Below are 19,159 nucleotides of genomic sequence, written 5' to 3' on the forward strand. Positions count from 1 at the left end.
TGTCAGTCACTTTTAAAGCACTTTTACGAGAAAAAGTATTGAATAATTAAGCTAGATACAGCAACTGCAAACCAAGCAAATGCTCCTGTCAACAACGGCGCTGCGCCTGCTTTTCTAAATTGCCCAAAGGATACTCTTGCACCAATTCCAGCAAGAGCCATTGCCATGAGCCACTGTGACAAGAACTTCGTTGCAGGAACGAGCGAACTTGGAAAAATCCCAACACTAGTAACAATAGACGCCACAACAAACCACAAAATAAACCAAGGGAAAATTTTCTTTAAATCGACTTTTTGATGACTGTTTTGTGAGCGTACATATCGGACTCCTGCAAAGATGAGACAAGCTGGTACAATCATTAGAGCACGACTGAGCTTAACAATCGTTGCTAAATCTCCTGCTGACTGACTGTAAGTGTAGCCCGCTGCTACAACAGATGACGTATCATTGATAGCTGTTCCTGCCCAAGTTCCAAAAGTTGCATTATTCATATGCATCAGATGCCCTAAAAATGGGAAAATAAAAACTGCTAAAATGTTAAAGAAGAAAATTGTTGAAATAGATAAAGCGATGTCTTCATCTTTTGCTTCTAAAATCGGTGAAGCTGCTGCAATGGCAGAACCACCACAAATAGCCGTTCCAAATCCAATTAAAGTGGTTAGAACTTTGCCCATTCCCAACAGACGTCCTACCACATAAGCTGAAATAAAAGCAATCAGTATAGTTAAAATGCTAATTTTTAAAGAGGAGATGCCTGTAGCAGAAACCCGACCAATGGACATGCTGAACCCCAGCAAAATAATGGAATATTGCAGTAATTTCTTACCTGAATAAGCTAAACCAGCATGATAAGTCTTTTTTATATGAAAAAGATTATTGGCTAAAATTCCCAAAAGAATGGCAAAAACACTAGAACCTATCAAGGGGAAGAAATTTCCCAAGACAGTAGCTACTGCTGCTAGTACAAAAGCAAAGCCAATCCCTGAAAGATATTTTTGATACATATCGAACCTTCTTTCTTTGTGTTTCTATTATAACAAAATTTAAAACTAGCAGCGGAGGAAATTCGTATTTTTATCAAAAAACTCAGTTTGCATTTTAACTGAGTCTTCTACTCTGCTGACGTTAAAGAGATTTCTTCCTCAAAAACTGCTCAATTTCTTTTGGAATTTTTTTCATACTTGTGACAGATATTGGAGCAATTTTTTCCAAGGCTGTCTGAATTTGCCGTCCGTAACGTTTGGTTAATATGCGATTGTCTAAAATGACGACTGCTGACTGCTGCTCTTGGTGTCGAATTGTACGTCCCAAAGCCTGTTTTAGGCGTAAAATCGCAACAGGCAAGCTATAATCATAAAAAGGATTCTTACCTTCTTGCCGCAATTTGCGATTGAGTTTCTGCGTAAAGAAATCACTCGGATTGTCAAATGGAATGCGTGTAATGACTTCAATCATTTGCTCCTGACTGGAGAAATCTGTTCCTTCCCAAAAACTACCCGACCCCAATAAAATACTCGTTTCCCCTCTGTCAAAACGACGTTTAATATTAGCCGCTTCACCATTCTTATACTGGGCTAAATGAGGTAGGCACAAGCGTTCTGAAACAGCTAACAATAACGCTTTCGATGTAAATAAAACGAAAAGTGGAACTTCCTGAGTAGCTAATTTATGAACCCATTTGACAATCAATTCTGCATAAGTGTCCACATCCAAGTCTACAACATTTGGAAAATTCTTATCCAACCATATTTTCTGCTGATGTTTCTGCTTTTGTGGTAACTGATAAAATGGTGCATTTTCAAAACCAAGTAAATGCGCTAAATGCACTTTTTTACTGATTTCAAGCGTGGCTGAAACGAATAAGACTTGAACTTCTTCAGGCAGCAAAGCTCGAAAATCTAGCACTTCTAGGCAAGCGGCTTCTAACATCGTCACTCGATAATCATCAAACTGCTCTTCTTTTAACCAGAACTGGTCGTATTTTGTGACAAAAATAGTGCGTAAGTCAGAAAGAGATCTTTGATCTAACTCTGATAAATCTTGTCGGAGTTTGGAACAGGTTTCTTTCGTTAACTCATTTTTCTTGTAGTGTTGGAATTGTTCCACCGCATGAGCCAGCTCAAATTGAATATCTTCTAATAAACGACGTTTCAAAATGGTATCTGCTATTTCAAGTTCTGATTGAATTTGCTGCAAGCATTTTGTCATATTGAGAGATTTTCGAGAAAGATTTTCCAAAGCTAAAAACAATTTTTGAGCCTCGTCCACAATCAAAAGTCGATCTTCCACTATAGATTTATCATCTTCTAGCCGCGTCAAAAAATAAGCATGATTGGTCACTAACACACGGCTGCATTTCGATTTTTCTTGACCTTTTTGCCAAAAATCCGCATCATAAAAGAGGGATTTTTTGCTCAATTTGCCATCATGAAGCACCTGTTGAAAATAGGTCTGATAGCGATGCCGTTGACCAATTTCATCCAAATCACCAGATTCCGTTTCTGTGAGCCAAACTAAAAGCAACATCTTGCAACGATTGACCAAACGATTGTCATCTACCTGCTGCAAACTGTCATAAAAGAAGTCAAGTTTTAAATAATTAGCAGGGCTTTTCAAGCTATGAACAGAAACATGAAAGATTTCTTCTAACTTTTGTCCTTCATTTGCCACAATCTGATCTTGCAACACTTTCGTAGGAACCGTTACCAAAATTTGCTTGCTCGTTTGAACCAAAGCAGGGAGCAAGTAACCATAGGTCTTGCCTAAACCTGTCTGAGCTTGTAAAAAACTTGGTTGCTGACTTTTTAAAGCCTGTTCCACATCATGCGCAAACTCATCTTGTTCTTTTCGTTCCTCTAAATCCAACAAATTGATATTGTGTTGGAAATTTTGGGATAATTTCCTTGCTTTTTTAATCTTTTTACTTTTTCTAAGAAAAATTCCCTGCCGCTTCATCAAATCGTGGAAAGTTATGTCCGATATTTGGTGAAAAGCATCTTCTATTGCTAAGCGTGATTCGTAAATCAAACTATCCGAAAATTTCAACAAATATTCCACTAATTCTTTCGGAAGTTTTTGGATTTTTTCTTGTATTTTTAAAAATAATGTAGCCGTTGCTGAGGCATCCGCAAGCGCTGTATGCGCATGTTTCAAAGGAATGTCTAACTGTTCACATAATATTCCTAGATTGTATTTTTCAAACGTTGGGAAAAAGACTTGCGCAAGCTCTACTGTATCTACCCTCGGAGTCACTAATTCAAATCCTTCCCAAAAGAGGGCTTCTGCCAATAAATTAGCATCAAATTTCACATTATGAGCCACAAAAATGGCATCCTCAATCAACTCATAAATCTCACGAGCTACTTGAGAAAAGTCTGGCGCCCTTCTCAATCGCTTGTCTGTCAATCCTGTTAATTGGCAAATATGAGAATCCAGCTTCTCATGAGGATTCACATCGGTTTCATAAGTTTTAACAATCTGACCATTTTCAATCAGCACAATCCCGACTTGAATAATCTTTGCGTTGCTGCTGGCACTGGTCGCCTCCAAATCTACCACAGCATATTTTCTTTTTTCTTGTGTCATACTAGAAAAATTATACCATAAATCCAACTATTTCGTATCACGTTTTATGCCTTATTTTCCCTTGATAAATAACTTAATATTTCTTTTATGTCATTTTTCATATTTTTTGCTAAACTATGAAGTGAAAGGAGTTCTCATGATAACAATTCATAAAACTTTAAACGCTCAAGCATATGAAAATACTTATTATTTAGAAAATGAGCATCACCTCATCGTAGTTGATCCGGGTAGTGACTGGGATAAAATTGCAACCAAAATTCAAGAAATCAATAAGCCAATTACAGCTATTTTGCTGACCCATACTCATTATGATCATATTATGAGTGTTGATTTAGTCCGTCAGCAATTTCACCAGCCGCCTGTCTATGTCGCTGAAAGTGAAGCAACTTGGCTTTACACTCCGGAATATAATCTATCTGGACTAGCTCGCCACCAAGATATGGATAACATCATTCTCCAGCCTGCTGATGTCTTTTTTGATTATCATAGTTCCTATAGTCTAGATGATTTTTATTTTTACGTCGTACCAACACCAGGACATTCCATCGGTGGTGTTTCAATCATCTTTCCTAACGAGCACTTTGTTTTAACCGGCGATGCTTTATTCTGCGAATCAATTGGTCGAACGGACTTCTATACTGGAAATATGGCACAACTCATTTCTAGCATCAAAAACGAATTACTGACCTTGCCTGATTATGACGTTTATCCTGGGCATGGTTCTCAAACCACCATTGTTCATGAAAAAATGTTTAATCCATTTTTGCATTAAAAAAGCCCTAAATGAACTGCATCTCAAAAGTTAGATTTTTCTGTCTAACTTTCGGATCAGGGTTCAATAGGGTTTTTATTATCACTTTTTTTTTTAAATTTTCAAGAATCGTCTCATTGAGAGAACCGAGCCAAATGCTCCGATGATAATTCCTACTACAAAAAGGAAGGAAATCATCAATGGAATAAAGGTTTTTGGTACAATCATTGAAAGATTTTGACTAGCAAGAGATGGATTAAATGACTTGTATGCCATTTCGTAAATAAAATAGACCAAGCCAGCTGGAACAACTGCTCCAAGCAAGCCGATCCAAGCTCCTTCTAACAAGAACGGACCTCGAATGTAACTGTTTTTTGCTCCCACCAGACGCATAATTTGAATTTCACGACTACGTGAAATAATCGTAATCCGAATAGTATTTGAAATCAAGAAAACAGCAATAAAGACTAAGAGGAGCGCTCCTACAATTCCCCATGTACGAATAAAATTAGCTAACGCAAAAATACGTTTTGTATTGGCTCCACCGTATTCTACTTCAGAAACCCCTTCCACTTTCTTCGCATTATTTGCGACAGACGTGACGTATTTAGGGTCAGTTGTATCGACAATATAAGCGTCATGTAGGGGATTGGCATCTCCTTCAAAGAGTTTCCAATCTTTACCCATGACTTCTGTTAGTTTCTTTAATTGTTCTTGTTTGCTAGAAAATGTTACTGATTTCACATTTGACATTTTGTTGAGGGCATCATATACCTTATGGTAGTCCTCATTTTTGACTGTTTGACCTTCTTTTGTAATAGTCTCTTCATTGTCCGCTGTATCTGGTCGCATATAGACCATAACCCGCACATTATTTTCAATATCTGTTGCTAGCTTCGCCGTGTTTAAAATGACTGACACAAAGATTGCGACTAACCCTAGTGTAATCATCACGGAGCTGACTGCAGCAACTGTCATCCAACCATTTCGCTTCAAACTTTTGAGCGATTCAAGCAGGTGACTTAAAAATCTACTATTCATCGTATCCGTATTCTCCTTTTGCTTCATCACGCACCACACGACCATTTTCGATGGCAATAACGCGGTGACGCAAAGTATTTACAATTTGGCTATTGTGGGTTGCCATTAGAACAGTCGTTCCTTGCAGGTTAATTCGCTCCAGTAGATTCATGATTTCCCACGAATTATCTGGGTCCAAATTTCCTGTCGGCTCATCGGCAATCAAAACTTTAGGATTGTTCACAATCGCACGAGCAATGGCAATTCGCTGCTGCTCCCCTCCTGAGAGTTCATTTGGAAATGAACGGACTTTGTGTTTTAAACCAACCAAATCCAACACTTCCATAACGCGCTTTTTGATATTCCGACGGCGTTCTCCAATAACTTCCATAGCGTAGGCGATATTTTCATACACCGTCTTTTTGGGTAGCAATTTATAATCTTGGAAAACGACGCCAACATTACGACGCAACATTGGAATATCACGTTTTTTAATTTTAGCAAGATTAAAGCCAGCAACTTGCAGACTTCCCTTATCAACTTTCACTTCACGATACAATAATCGAATAAAAGTTGATTTCCCTGCTCCAGAAGGACCTACAATATAGGTGAATTCTCCTGGCTCTACTTCAATGGACACACCACGCAGGGCTGTTGTCCCGTTGTCATATTTTTTGACAACATCTCTCATTTCAATAATTGACATTTATTGTTAAGAGTTCCTTTCGTAAGATAGTTTAGGGAGTGGGAGAGGAAACTATGATTGCATTGCAATTACGGTTGTCTGCACCACTCTCGTAAATTTAATATTTAGTTTAACCGCCATTTCAAGTAGGCATCGATGAAGCCATCAATATCTCCGTCCATGACTTTGTCGACCTGTGCGACTTCAAAGCCTGTCCGATGATCTTTGACCATCGTGTAAGGAGTAAAGACATAAGAGCGGATTTGACTTCCCCAAGAAATTTCTTTTTTGTCTCCCTTTAAGGAATCCACTTCAGCTGCTTTCTTTTCTTGCTCCATTTGGTAGAGTTTCGCTTGAAGCAATTTCATTGCCCGATCACGGTTTCCATATTGTGTGCGGTCAACAGTGGATTGTGTCACAATTCCCGTTGGTATGTGGGTTAAACGAACACCGGTTGAAACTTTGTTGACATTTTGCCCGCCAGCACCACCGGAACGGAAAGTGTCCATCTTGATGTCTTCGTCTCGCACCTCAATTTCAATCGTGTCATCCAACTCCGGCATGACTTCCACTGAAGTAAAAGAAGTGTGACGACGCTTAGCTGAGTCAAATGGCGAAATGCGCACCAAGCGATGAACTCCCATTTCAGACTTCAACAAACCATAGGCATGAGGACCCTCAAAAGACAAGGTAACAGACTTAATTCCCGCTTCATCTCCCGCTTGATAGTCCAATACTTCAACCTTGAAACCATGAGCATTGCCAAAGCGTGTATACATCCGCAGCAACATATCCCCCCAGTCTTGAGCTTCTGTTCCACCAGAGCCTGGATGAATTTCAAGGATAGCATTGTTATTATCATAAGGTTCCGACAAGAGGAGTGTCATTTCATAGCTGGTCATTTTTGTTTCCAACTCTGCTAATTTTTCTTCCAACTCTTCCTGTACAGAATCATCCTCCGCTAGAAAATCAAGCAAAATCTCTGATTCGTCAAATAAATCAGTCATTTGCTGGAAGTTATCATAGGTTTGCTTAAGTTCGTTTAATTCTTGAGATGTTTTTTGTGCTGCAATATTATCATCCCAAAAATCAGGTTCTGTCATCTTATTTTCTAAGATTGCAATTTCTTCTTCCAGACCTTCTAAGTCAAAGAGACCCCCTGAAAGAAGCTAATTTTTCACGATTTGCGTCAATTTTTTGACGAATTTCTGAAATATCCATACTTACCTCTTTTCACATATCGTTTTATTATATCACAAGTCAGTATTTTTTTCTAATTTCTGACAGAGTCCAATAATAGTTATTGTATAAAATTTCTAATTCTGAATCAAGAAATTTCGTTCTTTGTTACATGATTGTTAGATAGATTGCCATCTGGCTAAAAATATTAAGAGGTTAGATACGTCAAAATGATATTCATGATAGTCCCTTCTTTACAACCTTTCGCTCGAGAATTTCTAAAACGCCTGATTCTTGATTGCTTGGTGCTTGATACTTTGCTGTTTTCTTGACCTTTTCAGAAGCATTTGCCATCGCATAGCTGTGACCCACATAAGCTAGCATTTCTAGGTCATTTCCACCGTCCCCAAAAGCCATCATCTCCTGTGGTGCAATACCAAAATGCTGACTAAGTAATTCAAGAGCAGAGCCTTTATGAACACCTCTTTGGATGATATCAATCGAACCATGTCCACTTGAAACTGCCTGAACGAGTTGACCAGTAACTTGATTTAGCTTTTCAAGGAGTTGATCTGTTTTTTCTTCTGGCACCAATAAAGCTAACTTGACAAAATCATCTTCTGGTAAATCCTGAAAATTAGAGATTTCTTTCAATGCATGGTAATAAATTGCAATTTCTTCTTTGTACTGTTTGGGTGCTGACTTGAGCAAATAAGTAGAATGAAGTCCGCAAAGAGTTGTTGCATTTTCTAAGTCTTCTGACACAAGCACATCTAAAACTTTTTCAATCTCTGTTCTAGCAATTTTTGCTTCTCGTAATAGCTTATCACCCTCAAAAATTAGTGCTCCATTTTCTGAAACAATGATCAACTCCTCCTGATGTTTTGGAAAAAATGAAGCCAGTTGGGCATACTGATTGCCTGAAATGACGACCACTTTTATGTCTTTGTCTTGCAATGTTCGATAAATTTTCTTAAAGCGCTCCACATCATAGATATTGTCAGAGCGAAGAAATGTACCGTCTATGTCAAATGCTACTAATTTTATCATCTGCAGACCTCCACTTACTTCTATTTTACACCAAAAGACTTAAACCTTCCTATGATTTTTGGCGAAAAATTTATTTCTTTCATCGTCCCTCAAATATGCTACACTAGGAGCATGACAAATTTAGCATTTATGAGCGATCTTCATTTGGATTCAAACCAATTTACCGATGAAGACATCACCATTTTGATTGATTTACTAAAAAAGAAAAAAGTTGACCACATTCACTTTGCAGGGGATCTGTCTAATGATTTTGAACACATTAGTTTGCCTTTTTTACAAAAGCTCAAAAAATCCTTCTCCGTTTCTTACAATTTAGGCAATCATGACATGCTAGGAATGACTGAAGACGACATTCAACAGCACAATTTCAATGTACAATCATTTGGACAGACTCAGTTTATTAGCCTAGCAGGTTGGTATGACTATGGCTTCGTCCCCGAAAAAACACCTGAAGAACACAAACGAACCAAGCAATTTTTCTGGTTTGATAGACGATTGAACCGCAACACTGATGACCCTATACTCACTCAACAGACCCTAGAACAACTTGAGAGAATTTTGACTTCTCTGAATGATCCTATTATCCTAGCTATGCATTTTGTTCCTCACAAAGATTTTCTTTACAATCACCCTTATTTTCAGCGCTTTAATACTTTTCTGGGTAATCAGGCCTTTCATGAGCTCTTTGTCAAATATGGTGTGAAAGGTGTTGTCTTTGGTCATCTTCACCACCGCCACTCCGCTCGAATGATTGACAGCGTCTGCTATCATACAAGACCTCTTGGTTACATCCGCGAATGGCAGTTGACCCAACAATTCTTCGAGGATTATCCTCAATACAAAATATCTCAAATGTACCGTCTCCACAAACGCTATAATGCAGTAAAAGACTTATCTCTTTTCCAATCATATAAGAAAAAGCACCTCCAAAAAGAACTAGAAGATGCACTTATCATTTTTGATATTTAGTACGAAAACAACTGAATAGCTTCTCTTAGCTCGTCTGAGAGAGCTTTTTCTTTGTCTAACTGAAGATAAACTTCTAACAAGCATGAACGAGCATTAGAAAATTGCAAAAAGTCTACTGGTTTTTCTAGTGGAAAATCAAGTGAAGCTAACCAAGTTGCAACTCTGGTTTGTGAGAGTCTCTCATTTAAAATAGCCTGATAGATGACCCGTGCCAAACGCCAGTCCTCATCGCTGATAAAGCGTCAATTCACTCTTTTAAAAATCTTTTCTAGTACTTGAAGAACTTCATTTACTCGTATTATAGGAAAATCTGGGTGACAAATAATCTCAACTAAAAGATCTGCGCCATGAGCAAAGGCATGCACCCAACCATATTCTTCAGAATAACCAATCCTATCATTTTCGTACAACAAATAAGACAGTCCTTGTTCAAATAGAGCCATTCTTTGCTGACTAGAGAGCCTTTTAAAATAAAGTGAATTTTTCTTAGCATCCGCATGTAGCAAATTAGCGAATAATAAAGCCGTAAAAGATCGAGTCAGAGTCGCTTGACCAACCTCTTCTTTTTTATACAAGAGTCCCTGTCGTTTTAGAGCCTCAATCACTACAAAATCAAACTGATCCTTTGTAAATAGTTGTTCTTGTATGGCTCTAGCTAGAGAAACAAAAATTAACTCATCTCGTATTTTATAATCAGGATGACCGATATAATCTAACATCCAAAGAATTTCTTCTCTTTCATAATGCACTTGATTATCAAGTAACCTCTGCTGTAACCTATCTTTTATTCTTACCATTTTATTCCTCGGCTAAGATGAAAAACTCACCATCCTGTTTAGGAAACTGTCCACAAATACTATTATTAATATCATCAGGTGCTAAATACTTTTTTGACCATTGACATATCGTTTCAAAAATTGGTATCACAGACTCTGCTTTTTCTATCAACTAATAAGTAACGCGCACAAGGATTTCATTATATTGTCGTCTTTCTACCATATTATTTTGCATTAATTCTTTCAAAGTTCTAGAGAGAACAGTATCTGTAATATCTAGCATTTCTGCTTATAGTTAGTTACTCACTAATTTGGTAACATATTGCATTTAAAATAGCACTATTTTATAATAAATTCAAATAAAAGGAAAGGGAACTTAATACTATGTCTCAAGTTAAAGCATATTTACAAATCACTCTAGATATTCCGGATGAAAGTCGTCCTGCCGTAGCGAAAGTTTATAATGACTATCGCAAGCCATTTCTAGATACTATCGAAGGGGCTGTGAGCAAGAACTTACTTATTCGCACAGAAGATATGCAAGTTTTACATGGTTTTGACTCTGTTGAGCACGCTCAAAATTATCTACAAAGTGATATGTTCAAAAATGATGTTTTTGTTGGACTTCAACCACTTTGGAAACAAGATCCAGATGTCCGTATTTATAGCTTATAATAAGTACTCAAAATTGTCGCATTCACGGCAATTTTTTATTATACTTTGACAATTAAAAAAGCCACCCGAAGATGACTTTTCTGTCTTAAATGGCATTTTTATCCATGCCTAATTTACGTTGAACAAATTTGACAATTTCTACAATGATAATCATTGAAAAACTGCCAATGAGAACGGCTGCCCATTGTGAAAAGTCTAATTTTGTTACATGGAAAATTCCTTCTAGTGGCTCAACCAAAATGGTAGAAGCCAATAAAATGAATGAAACAAGAATAGACCAGTTGAAAGTTTTAGATTTGAATGGTCCAACTGTTAGAAGTGATTGATAAACAGATTTTACATTAAAGGCATGGAAAAGCTGGATTAGTCCAAGCGTTGCAAAGGACATGGTCAACGCATCCGCATGAATAGATCTCATGTCACCAACATGAACTGGATTCATCAAAGCATAAGCATAAACACCGAGTACCAAAGCACCTTGCAAAAGCCCTTGATAAATAATCGAACTCATGACACCACCTGAGAAAAAGCTAGACTTACGACCACGCGGTTTATGCGTCATCACACCCGGCTCAGCTGGCTCAACCCCTAGTGCAATAGCTGGGAAAGTATCTGTCACAAGGTTGATCCAGAGAAGATGAACCGGCTGCAGCACATCCCAGCCAAAAAGAGTTGCAAGGAAAATAGTCAAAACTTCTGCTGTATTGGCTGAAAGCAAATATTGAATCGTCTTTTGAATGTTAGAGAATACTTTGCGCCCTTCTTCAACAGCCACGATAATCGTTGCAAAGTTATCATCAGCTAGAATCATGTCAGAAGCACCTTTCGAAACTTCTGTCCCTGTAATCCCCATTCCGATACCGATGTCGGCTGTCTTCAAGGCTGGTGCATCATTTACACCGTCACCTGTCATAGCAACAACCTTGCCTTGATGTTGCCATGCTTTGACAATTCGCACCTTATGCTCAGGAGATACACGCGCATAGACAGAATATTGACCAACAACTTTTTCAAACTCTTCGTCTGACAATTCGTTAAGCTCAGCACCAGTCATGACATGGTCTTTACTATCATCATTGATAATTCCAAGGCGTTTAGCAATAGCCTCCGCTGTGTCTTGGTGGTCACCTGTAATCATAATCGGACGGATACCCGCTTCTTTAGCCACTCGAACAGCTTCAGCAGCTTCTGGTCGTTCAGGATCAATCATTCCAATCATACCTGTGAATATTAAATCATTTTCAAGATTTTCAGACGTTAAGTTTTCTGGAATTTCATCAATAATTTTGTAGGCACCAGCTAAAACACGCAAGGCCTGATGAGCCATACCTGAATTATTTTCCTTAATTAACTGAGTCGTTGCTTCATCAATCGGCGCAATATCGCCTGCCTTGTCACGAGCCACACAGCGCTTTAAGAGTTGATCTGGCGCACCTTTTACAGCCACCAAAAATTTACCATCTGGCAAAGGATGAATGGTTGACATGAGCTTACGTTCAGAATCGAACGGCAACTCTGCTACACGAGGATACTGTTGCAAAAAGGCCTTGACATCATACCCTTTATCAAGTGCATACTGAACAAAAGCTGTTTCTGTTGGGTCACCAATGAGTTTCCCGTCTTGGTCAATTTTAGTATCATTAGCAAGTACAACGGAACGTAGCAACGGTAAGTCGAGTCCAAGGTCAATATCTTGTTTTGCTTCATGCAAACTGCCGTCATAAAAGACTTTTTCAACCGTCATCTTGTTCATGGTCAAGGTTCCCGTCTTATCAGAAGCAATAATTTCAGTAGAGCCAAGCGTCTCAACTGCAGGAAGCTTTCTGATAATGGAATTTCTCTTCGCCAAAACTTGTGTGCCAAGTGCCAAGACAATGGTCACAATAGCAGGAAGTCCTTCTGGAATTGCTGCCACAGCAAGTGCGACTGATGTCATCAATTCGCCCAGCGGGTCTTTTCCTTGAACAAATACGCCGACCACAAAAGTGATTGCTGCAATGATTAAAATCGCATAGGTCAGCACTTTTGAAAGACCATTTAGATTTTGCTTGAGTGGAGTATCTGTTTCATCAGCATTTTGGAGCATACCAGCAATATGACCGACTTCTGTAAACATACCTGTATTGACAACGACACCCATTCCACGTCCATACGTAACGTTTGAATTTTGGAATGCCATATTGATACGGTCGCCAATACCTGCATCAGCAGCTACATCAACAGTCAGATGTTTTTCAACTGGAACGGATTCGCCAGTCAGAGCCGCTTCTTCAATTTTTAAAGAATTTGCTTCTAAAAGACGCATGTCAGCAGGTACCACATCACCTGCTTCCAGCATAACGATGTCTCCAGGGACCAATTCTTTTGAGTCTACTTCTGTCACATGCCCGTCACGCAGCGCACGCGCAGCTGGGCTAGACATAGATTTGAGTGCTTCAATTGCTTCTTCTGCCTTACCTTCTTGGTAAACTCCAAAAATGGCATTAATAATGACCACAGCTAGGATAATAATCGCATCTGCAATATCTTCACCACCTGAAGTCACAACCGAAAGAATAGCCGCAATCAGCAAAATAAGAATCATCAAATCCTTAAATTGCTCAACGAATTTCATCAGAAGGGATTTTTTCTCTCCCTCATCCAGTTCATTGCGTCCGTATTCGTCTAAACGCTTAGCGGCTTCATTGCTTGATAAACCTTGCTCAGAAGTTTCTAAATTTTTTAAAACTTCCTCCGAACCTTGCGTATAAAACGCTTGGCGTTTTTGTTCTTTTGACAAAATATTTCCTCCTTTGATCCCTTTTTGACAAACAAAAAGAGACCTGTTTATTGCAACAAGTCTCGCTGTTTCATACAAGGCCGGAAATTGCTTTCGTATTGACGACCTTGTAACGGATATCCCGCTAGCTACTCCCTTGAGTATTTTTATTATATCAAATTATTCAATTTTTTCAAGCAAAAAAAGGTCAATTTTTATCTATTTTACCGAACAGATAAAAAGACGAAATGAATAAAACAATGGCTAAGATGATTGTCTCTGCTAGATCAAAGAGCATACCGCCTCTCGTTAGAAAAAACCAAATAAATCTGCTCATAATGAAAATAGCCGTCATCACTCAACTAGGAAGGTTTCTTTTCATATCTTTCTACCTCCACGAAATTTCCATTTGATAATCCGCAAAAGTTCGTTCGCCATCAGGCATTCTCAATTGATAATGAAGCTCAAGTATCTGCTTTTTCAAATCAACTTGGTAATAACTTGTTTTCGTGATAAATTGCTGCATGCCTATTGGTGTCGGAATCCCAACCAAAGCTTCTCCCCCTTTGATAAATCGCATCAAGGATTTAGGGGTGGAGAAGCGTGTCATGACTAGTTCTTCATCATGAAACTTCAGCACAACCTTCTCTCCTTCTTCATTTTTAAACAATAAATAATGATAAGCGCCTTTTTGAGTCCAATCTACAGCGTAACTTTGGTCAATTTGCTCTACTTGCTCATCCATTTGAATTCGATTTCGGATTCTAATTTTCACTCTTTAAATTTCCTCGTCTTCCTATTTCTTTTTTCATTTTAGCAGAAAATCAAAAATATTTCTCCCATTTTTCTTATACTTTTATTTTGCCATTGCTCTAAATGGGAAAAGTTTTGAATTAAAACAGCAAGTTTGAATCGCTATTTTCAGAGGTTATAGATTACTTTGTTATTTGGACTGCTAGACGAGATGTGGTATAATAGAGCCATGATTGAAAAAGTATTTCGTGATCCCGTCCATAATTATATTCATGTGGATCACCAAGTCATCTATGATTTAATAAACACCAAAGAATTTCAACGACTGCGCCGCATCAAACAGCTAGGAACTTCTGGATATACCTTCCACGGAGGCGAGCACAGCCGTTTTTCGCATTGCCTTGGATCTTATGAGATTTCAAGACGAATTACAAAAATCTTTGACGAAAAATATCCAGAGGTTTGGGATCGTCATGAAAGCTTACTTGTCATGGCAACAGCCCTCTTGCACGATGTAGGTCACGGCGCTTATTCACATACTTTCGAGCGTCTCTTTGATACCGACCACGAGGAAATTACACGGCAGATTATCACCAATCCAGAGACTGAGATTAACCAAGTTCTGGTTCAAGTTTCGCCTGATTTTCCGGAAAAAGTAGCCAGCGTTATCAATCACACCTATCCAAACAAACAGGTGGTGCAGCTCATTTCCAGTCAGATTGATGTGGATCGTATGGATTATCTCTTGCGAGACTCCTACTACACGGGCGCTTCTTATGGACAATTTGATTTGACACGGATTTTACGCGTCATCTGTCCTGTTGAAAACGGCATTGCTTTCAAACACAACGGCATGCATGCTGTAGAAGATTATGTCGTCAGTCGTTATCAAATGTATATGCAGGTTTATTTTCATCCTGCTAGTCGTGCGATGGAGGTACTCTTACAGAATTTACTCAAACGAGCTAAATTTCTCTATGAAAAGCAGAAGGACTACTTTGCGCTCTCTTCTCCCAATCTTATTCCTTTCTTTGAAAAGCGAGTGACCTTGAAAGATTATTTAGCACTTGATGATGGTGTGATGAATACCTATTTCCAAATTTGGATGACGAGTCCTGACACGATTTTATCTGATTTAGCACAGCGTTTCATCAATCGCAAAGTTTTTAAATCCATTATTTTTTCAAAAGAAAATGAGAAATATCTGAATGTTATGCGGGATTTAGTTGCAGAAGTTGGCTTTGACCCTGATTACTATACTGCTATTCATCGTAATTTTGACCTACCTTATGATTTTTATCGTCCAGATGTCGAAAAGCCACGCACCCAGATTGAAATTATCCAAAAGGATGGTAGTCTCGCTGAATTATCCACTTTGTCACCCATTGTTGAATCGTTAGCAGGCACAAAACATGGAGATAATCGTTTCTATTTTCCAAAAGAGATGCTGAAAGAAGCTGGACTTTTTAGCGAAAATAGTAAAACTTTCTTGTCGTATATCAAAAACGACCAATTTATATATGGAGAAGCATACGAACATGAGTATTAAACTAGTTGCCGTTGATATTGACGGAACCTTATTAAACACCAAAAGAGAAGTCACACCAGAAGTTTTTTCTGCTGTACAAGATGCCAAAGCTGCTGGAGTAAAGATTGTCATTGCAACTGGACGCCCCATTCCAGGAGTGAGAAATTTGCTTGAAGAGTTACACCTAAACGAGCCGGGAAATTATGTCATTACCTTCAATGGCGGGCTGGTTCAAGATACAGTTACAGGGGAAGAATATATCAAAGAAACTCTAACCTACGATGATTATTTGGATATTGAATGTCTCAGTCGCAAATTAGGGGTTCACATGCACGCTATCACCAAGGACGGTATTTATACTGCTAACCGTAACATTGGAAAATATACCGTTTACGAGGCCGGACTGGTCAATATGCCAGTCTATTACCGCACCCCAGAAGAAATGGTAGATAAAGAAATCGTCAAAATCATGTATATTGATGAACCAGAAATTTTGGATCAAGCAATCGCCAAACTCCCTAAAGAATTGTACGACAAGTACACACTCGTGAAATCTGCACCTTTTTACTTAGAAATTGTCAAAAAAACTGTCAATAAAGGGGCTGCAGTCGTGCATCTAACGGAAAAATTAGGATTGACAAAAGAGGAGACTATGGCTATCGGGGACGAAGAAAACGACCGTGCAATGCTAGAAGTCGTGGGAAATCCTGTTGTAATGGGAAATGGGACTGACGCGTTGAAGAAAATTGCCAAGTATATCACCAAATCAAACGATGAATCCGGCGTTGCATACGCTATTAGAGAGTGGGTTTTAAACTGATGTACACTTATAAGATTGGAATTTCTGTTCAAGAACACGATGATTTTGTTAAGGCAAGTTCTCAAACCAACTTGCTTCAAAGCGCTTCTTGGGCAAAGGTCAAAGATAATTGGGACAATGAACGAATTGGCTTTTACAAAAATAACCAATTAGTGGCCTCAGCCAGCATTCTCATCAAGCCTTTGCCGCTCGGCATGACCATGCTTTATATTCCTCGCGGTCCTATTATGGATTATCAGAATCAAGAATTACTACAATTTGTCCTGACTTCCTTGAAACAATTTGCTAAAACTAAAAAATCTCTTTTTATCAAGTTTGATCCGAGTCTTTTCCTCGTGCAGGCTCAAATTGGAGAAGACAGAAAAGAACAGCAAGAAACACTTGACGTGATTCAAAATCTCCAGAAAGCTGGAGCGATTTGGGTGGGGCGGACAGAATCACTTGATGACACGATTCAGCCACGTTTTCAAGCAAATATTTATAAGGACAATTTCAGCGAAGAACTTTTATCAAAAAGTACACGACAAGCCATTCGCACTGCACGAAACAAAGGCATTCAAGTCCAGTTTGATGGCAAAGAACTTTTAGATGATTTCTCTGCTTTGATGAAAAAAACCGAGAATCGAAAGAGTATTCACTTACGAGGGAAGGACTATTATCAAAAACTCCTTGATACTTACCCAGAGCATTCCTATATCACACTTGCAAGCATTGACCTAAATGAGCGTCTAGAAAGTCTTCAAGCTCAAAAAGCCAAGGCTGAAAAAGAAGCCAGCAAATTCACTGAAAAAACTAAACCTGGTAAAATTGAAAACAATAAGCAAGAACAAAAACGACTGCAAGAAGAAATGGATTTCTTGTCAGAAAAAATTGCTCAAGGTGTAACAACCGTGCCTTTATCTGGGACATTGGTTCTAGAATATGGAGCTACCTCTGAAAATATCTATGCTGGAATGGATGAAGAATACCGTCGTTACCAGCCAGCTCTCCTCACTTGGTATGAAACTGCAAAGCACGCCTTCGACCGTGGAGCGAACTGGCAAAACATGGGTGGTGTTGAAAATGATTTAGACGGCGGACTTTATCACTTTAAATCCAAGTTCAATCCAACTATTGAAGAATTTGTCGGGGAGTTTAACTTGCCAACCAATCCACTCTATCATCTCTCTAACCTTGCTTATACTTTGAGAAAGAAATTCCGTAGCAAACACTAAGAAAGGAATCGTATGACATTCAGACAACTTCGTCAGGAAGAATTTGTAAAACACAGCGCTTCTTGCGCTCAACGTTCTTTTATGCAGACGGTAGAAATGGAGAAGCTCTTATCAAAACGTGGCTTTACTTGTCAATATGTAGGATACACAAATGAGCATGACGAAGTGACTGTTTCAGCTGTGCTCTACAGTATGCCCATGACAGGCGGACTTCACATGGAAATAAATTGTGGCCCTGTTTCAACAAATCCTCAAGACCTACAGCATTTCTACCGTGAACTTAAGACCTACGCTAAAGAAAATGGCGCTTTAGAGCTAATTGTCAAACCTTATGAAACTTATCAAACATTTGACAGCAATGGTCAGCCGACCTCGCCCGAAAAAACAGAATTGATAAAAGAGTTGACAGACTTAGGTTATGAATTTGATGGCTTGCAGACAGGTTATCCAGGCGGCGAACCTGATTGGCACTATGTCAAAGACCTGACTGAACTAACTGAAAAAGATCTACTCAAATCCTTCAGCAAAAATGGTAAATCGACTGTAAAAAAAGCCAATACTTTCGGCATTCAATTAAAAAAATTGAAGCGAGATGAATTAAATATTTTCAAGGAAATCACTTCTGCTACTTCCGAGCGGCGTGAATATAGTGATAAACCTTTAGATTACTACCAAGATTTCTACGATGCTTTTGGCAATCAAGCGGACTTTATGATTGCAACGCTTAATTTTCAAGATTATCTGCAACATCTGCAAAATGATCAAAAAAAACTCAGACAAAAAATTCAAAAATTAGAAGCGGATTTAGAAAAAAATCCTCAGTCAGAGAAGAAGCACAATCAACTGCGTGAATTCTCTAGCCAATTTGAAAGTTTTGAAACACGCAAAGCCGAAGCACAAGAATTGATAGATAAATATGGAACAGAAGACCAAGTTCTTGCAGGCAGCCTCTTTATCTATACGCCACAGGAAGCGACTTACCTCTTTAGTGGTTCCTATCCTGAATTTAACAAATTCTACGCCCCAGCACTTCTCCAAGAATACGTCATGAAAGAAGCTATCAAGCGAGGTATTCCTTTTTATAATTTTCTTGGTATTACTGGAATTTTCGATGGCTCAGACGGCGTGCTCCGTTTCAAGCAAAATTTCAATGGCTACATTGTTCGCAAAATGGGCACCTTCCGCTATTATCCACAACCACTTAAATTTAAAATTCTCAGTTTGATTAAAAAATTGCTACGGCGCACTTAAAAACTCTCAAACAGATTTTTGAGAGTTTTTAAAGTATTCATATGTTCTATAAGGATTTATCAGATATGCTTAAACGATTTATTTCAAAAAACTACTAACGGTTTACTTTCTGTTTATCGTGCTGACATGGATTGAGTCAGTTTTA

16 protein-coding genes and 1 pseudogene are annotated in these 19,159 nt (G+C 38.5%); 7 read left to right on the top strand and 10 right to left on the bottom strand.

Annotated features, from left to right (window positions below; translation table 11 throughout):
• Positions 1-23: 23 nt before the first annotated feature.
• Both HMPREF2634_RS01315 and HMPREF2634_RS01320 read right to left on the bottom strand, forming a co-directional pair.
• Positions 24-1,004: a YeiH family protein gene (locus HMPREF2634_RS01315; RefSeq protein ID WP_021001488.1), complete on the bottom strand. Its 981-nt coding sequence runs from the start codon at positions 1,002-1,004 to the stop codon at positions 24-26.
• A gap of 121 nt (positions 1,005-1,125) precedes the next feature.
• Complete coding sequence (locus tag HMPREF2634_RS01320; RefSeq protein WP_021001487.1) at positions 1,126-3,585, bottom strand: bifunctional DnaQ family exonuclease/ATP-dependent helicase; 2,460 nt, start codon at positions 3,583-3,585, stop codon at positions 1,126-1,128.
• 136 nt (positions 3,586-3,721) lie between these two features.
• Here HMPREF2634_RS01320 and HMPREF2634_RS01325 point away from each other — a divergent pair, with 136 nt between their 5' ends.
• Entirely contained in the window at positions 3,722-4,357 is a 636-nt protein-coding gene (locus HMPREF2634_RS01325) for an MBL fold metallo-hydrolase (RefSeq protein ID WP_021001486.1), read from the top strand.
• 93 nt (positions 4,358-4,450) lie between these two features.
• Here the strand turns inward: HMPREF2634_RS01325 and ftsX are convergent, their stop codons facing one another.
• The 4 genes from ftsX to HMPREF2634_RS01345 form a co-directional block, all read right to left on the bottom strand.
• On the bottom strand, positions 4,451-5,377 hold the full coding sequence (gene ftsX, locus HMPREF2634_RS01330; RefSeq protein ID WP_003037328.1) for a permease-like cell division protein FtsX: 927 nt from the start codon (positions 5,375-5,377) through the stop codon (positions 4,451-4,453).
• Positions 5,370-6,062: a cell division ATP-binding protein FtsE gene (ftsE, locus tag HMPREF2634_RS01335; protein ID WP_003025346.1), complete on the bottom strand. Its 693-nt coding sequence runs from the start codon at positions 6,060-6,062 to the stop codon at positions 5,370-5,372. The genes ftsX and ftsE overlap by 8 nt, the downstream gene beginning before the upstream one ends.
• A gap of 104 nt (positions 6,063-6,166) precedes the next feature.
• A protein-coding gene (gene prfB / locus HMPREF2634_RS01340; protein WP_117644653.1) for a peptide chain release factor 2 occupies positions 6,167-7,262 on the bottom strand; the annotation gives its coding sequence in 2 pieces (ribosomal slippage) (positions 6,167-7,189 and positions 7,191-7,262; 1,095 coding nt in all).
• 195 nt (positions 7,263-7,457) lie between these two features.
• On the bottom strand, positions 7,458-8,270 hold the full coding sequence (locus tag HMPREF2634_RS01345) for a Cof-type HAD-IIB family hydrolase (RefSeq protein ID WP_021001484.1): 813 nt from the start codon (positions 8,268-8,270) through the stop codon (positions 7,458-7,460).
• Between the two features lie 111 nt (positions 8,271-8,381).
• On the opposite strand from HMPREF2634_RS01345, the gene HMPREF2634_RS01350 reads away from it, so the two are divergent.
• Positions 8,382-9,239 carry a metallophosphoesterase gene (locus tag HMPREF2634_RS01350; RefSeq protein WP_021001483.1) on the top strand — a complete coding sequence of 286 codons (858 nt, stop codon included), beginning with the start codon at positions 8,382-8,384 and terminating at the stop codon, positions 9,237-9,239.
• Here the strand turns inward: HMPREF2634_RS01350 and HMPREF2634_RS01355 are convergent.
• Together HMPREF2634_RS01355 and HMPREF2634_RS10295 are read right to left on the bottom strand one after the other, a co-directional pair.
• Positions 9,236-10,036, bottom strand: a pseudogene (locus HMPREF2634_RS01355) (DUF2785 domain-containing protein). The gene HMPREF2634_RS01350 and the pseudogene HMPREF2634_RS01355 overlap by 4 nt on opposite strands.
• 151 nt (positions 10,037-10,187) lie before the next feature.
• Complete coding sequence (locus HMPREF2634_RS10295) at positions 10,188-10,298, bottom strand: winged helix-turn-helix transcriptional regulator (RefSeq protein ID WP_142350289.1); 111 nt, start codon at positions 10,296-10,298, stop codon at positions 10,188-10,190.
• A gap of 101 nt (positions 10,299-10,399) precedes the next feature.
• Here HMPREF2634_RS10295 and HMPREF2634_RS01360 point away from each other — a divergent pair, with 101 nt between their 5' ends.
• Positions 10,400-10,690, top strand: a complete 291-nt coding sequence (locus HMPREF2634_RS01360; RefSeq protein WP_070836124.1) for a hypothetical protein — start codon at positions 10,400-10,402, stop codon at positions 10,688-10,690.
• 85 nt (positions 10,691-10,775) lie between these two features.
• Here HMPREF2634_RS01360 and HMPREF2634_RS01365 read toward each other — a convergent pair whose 3' ends face one another.
• Positions 10,776-13,469: a cation-translocating P-type ATPase gene (locus HMPREF2634_RS01365; RefSeq protein WP_070836126.1), complete on the bottom strand. Its 2,694-nt coding sequence runs from the start codon at positions 13,467-13,469 to the stop codon at positions 10,776-10,778.
• A 367-nt stretch (positions 13,470-13,836) separates the two neighbouring features.
• A complete protein-coding gene (locus tag HMPREF2634_RS01370; protein WP_021001480.1) occupies positions 13,837-14,223 on the bottom strand; it encodes a YwiB family protein in 387 nt (128 codons plus the stop codon).
• A 207-nt stretch (positions 14,224-14,430) separates the two neighbouring features.
• Here HMPREF2634_RS01370 and HMPREF2634_RS01375 point away from each other — a divergent pair, with 207 nt between their 5' ends.
• From HMPREF2634_RS01375 to HMPREF2634_RS01390, 4 genes are read left to right on the top strand one after another with little or no spacing between them, the layout of a single operon-like run.
• A complete protein-coding gene (locus tag HMPREF2634_RS01375) occupies positions 14,431-15,750 on the top strand; it encodes an HD domain-containing protein (RefSeq protein WP_021001479.1) in 1,320 nt (439 codons plus the stop codon).
• On the top strand, positions 15,740-16,549 hold the full coding sequence (gene yidA, locus HMPREF2634_RS01380) for a sugar-phosphatase (RefSeq protein ID WP_021001478.1): 810 nt from the start codon (positions 15,740-15,742) through the stop codon (positions 16,547-16,549). The genes HMPREF2634_RS01375 and yidA overlap by 11 nt, the downstream gene beginning before the upstream one ends.
• Positions 16,549-17,763, top strand: a complete 1,215-nt coding sequence (locus HMPREF2634_RS01385; RefSeq protein WP_021001477.1) for an aminoacyltransferase — start codon at positions 16,549-16,551, stop codon at positions 17,761-17,763. The genes yidA and HMPREF2634_RS01385 overlap by 1 nt, the downstream gene beginning before the upstream one ends.
• A gap of 12 nt (positions 17,764-17,775) precedes the next feature.
• Entirely contained in the window at positions 17,776-19,014 is a 1,239-nt protein-coding gene (locus HMPREF2634_RS01390; RefSeq protein ID WP_021001476.1) for an aminoacyltransferase, read from the top strand.
• Positions 19,015-19,159: the final 145 nt, after the last annotated feature.

This window comes from Streptococcus sp. HMSC034B03 (assembly GCF_001838575.1).
Classification (GTDB): domain Bacteria; phylum Bacillota; class Bacilli; order Lactobacillales; family Streptococcaceae; genus Streptococcus; species Streptococcus anginosus.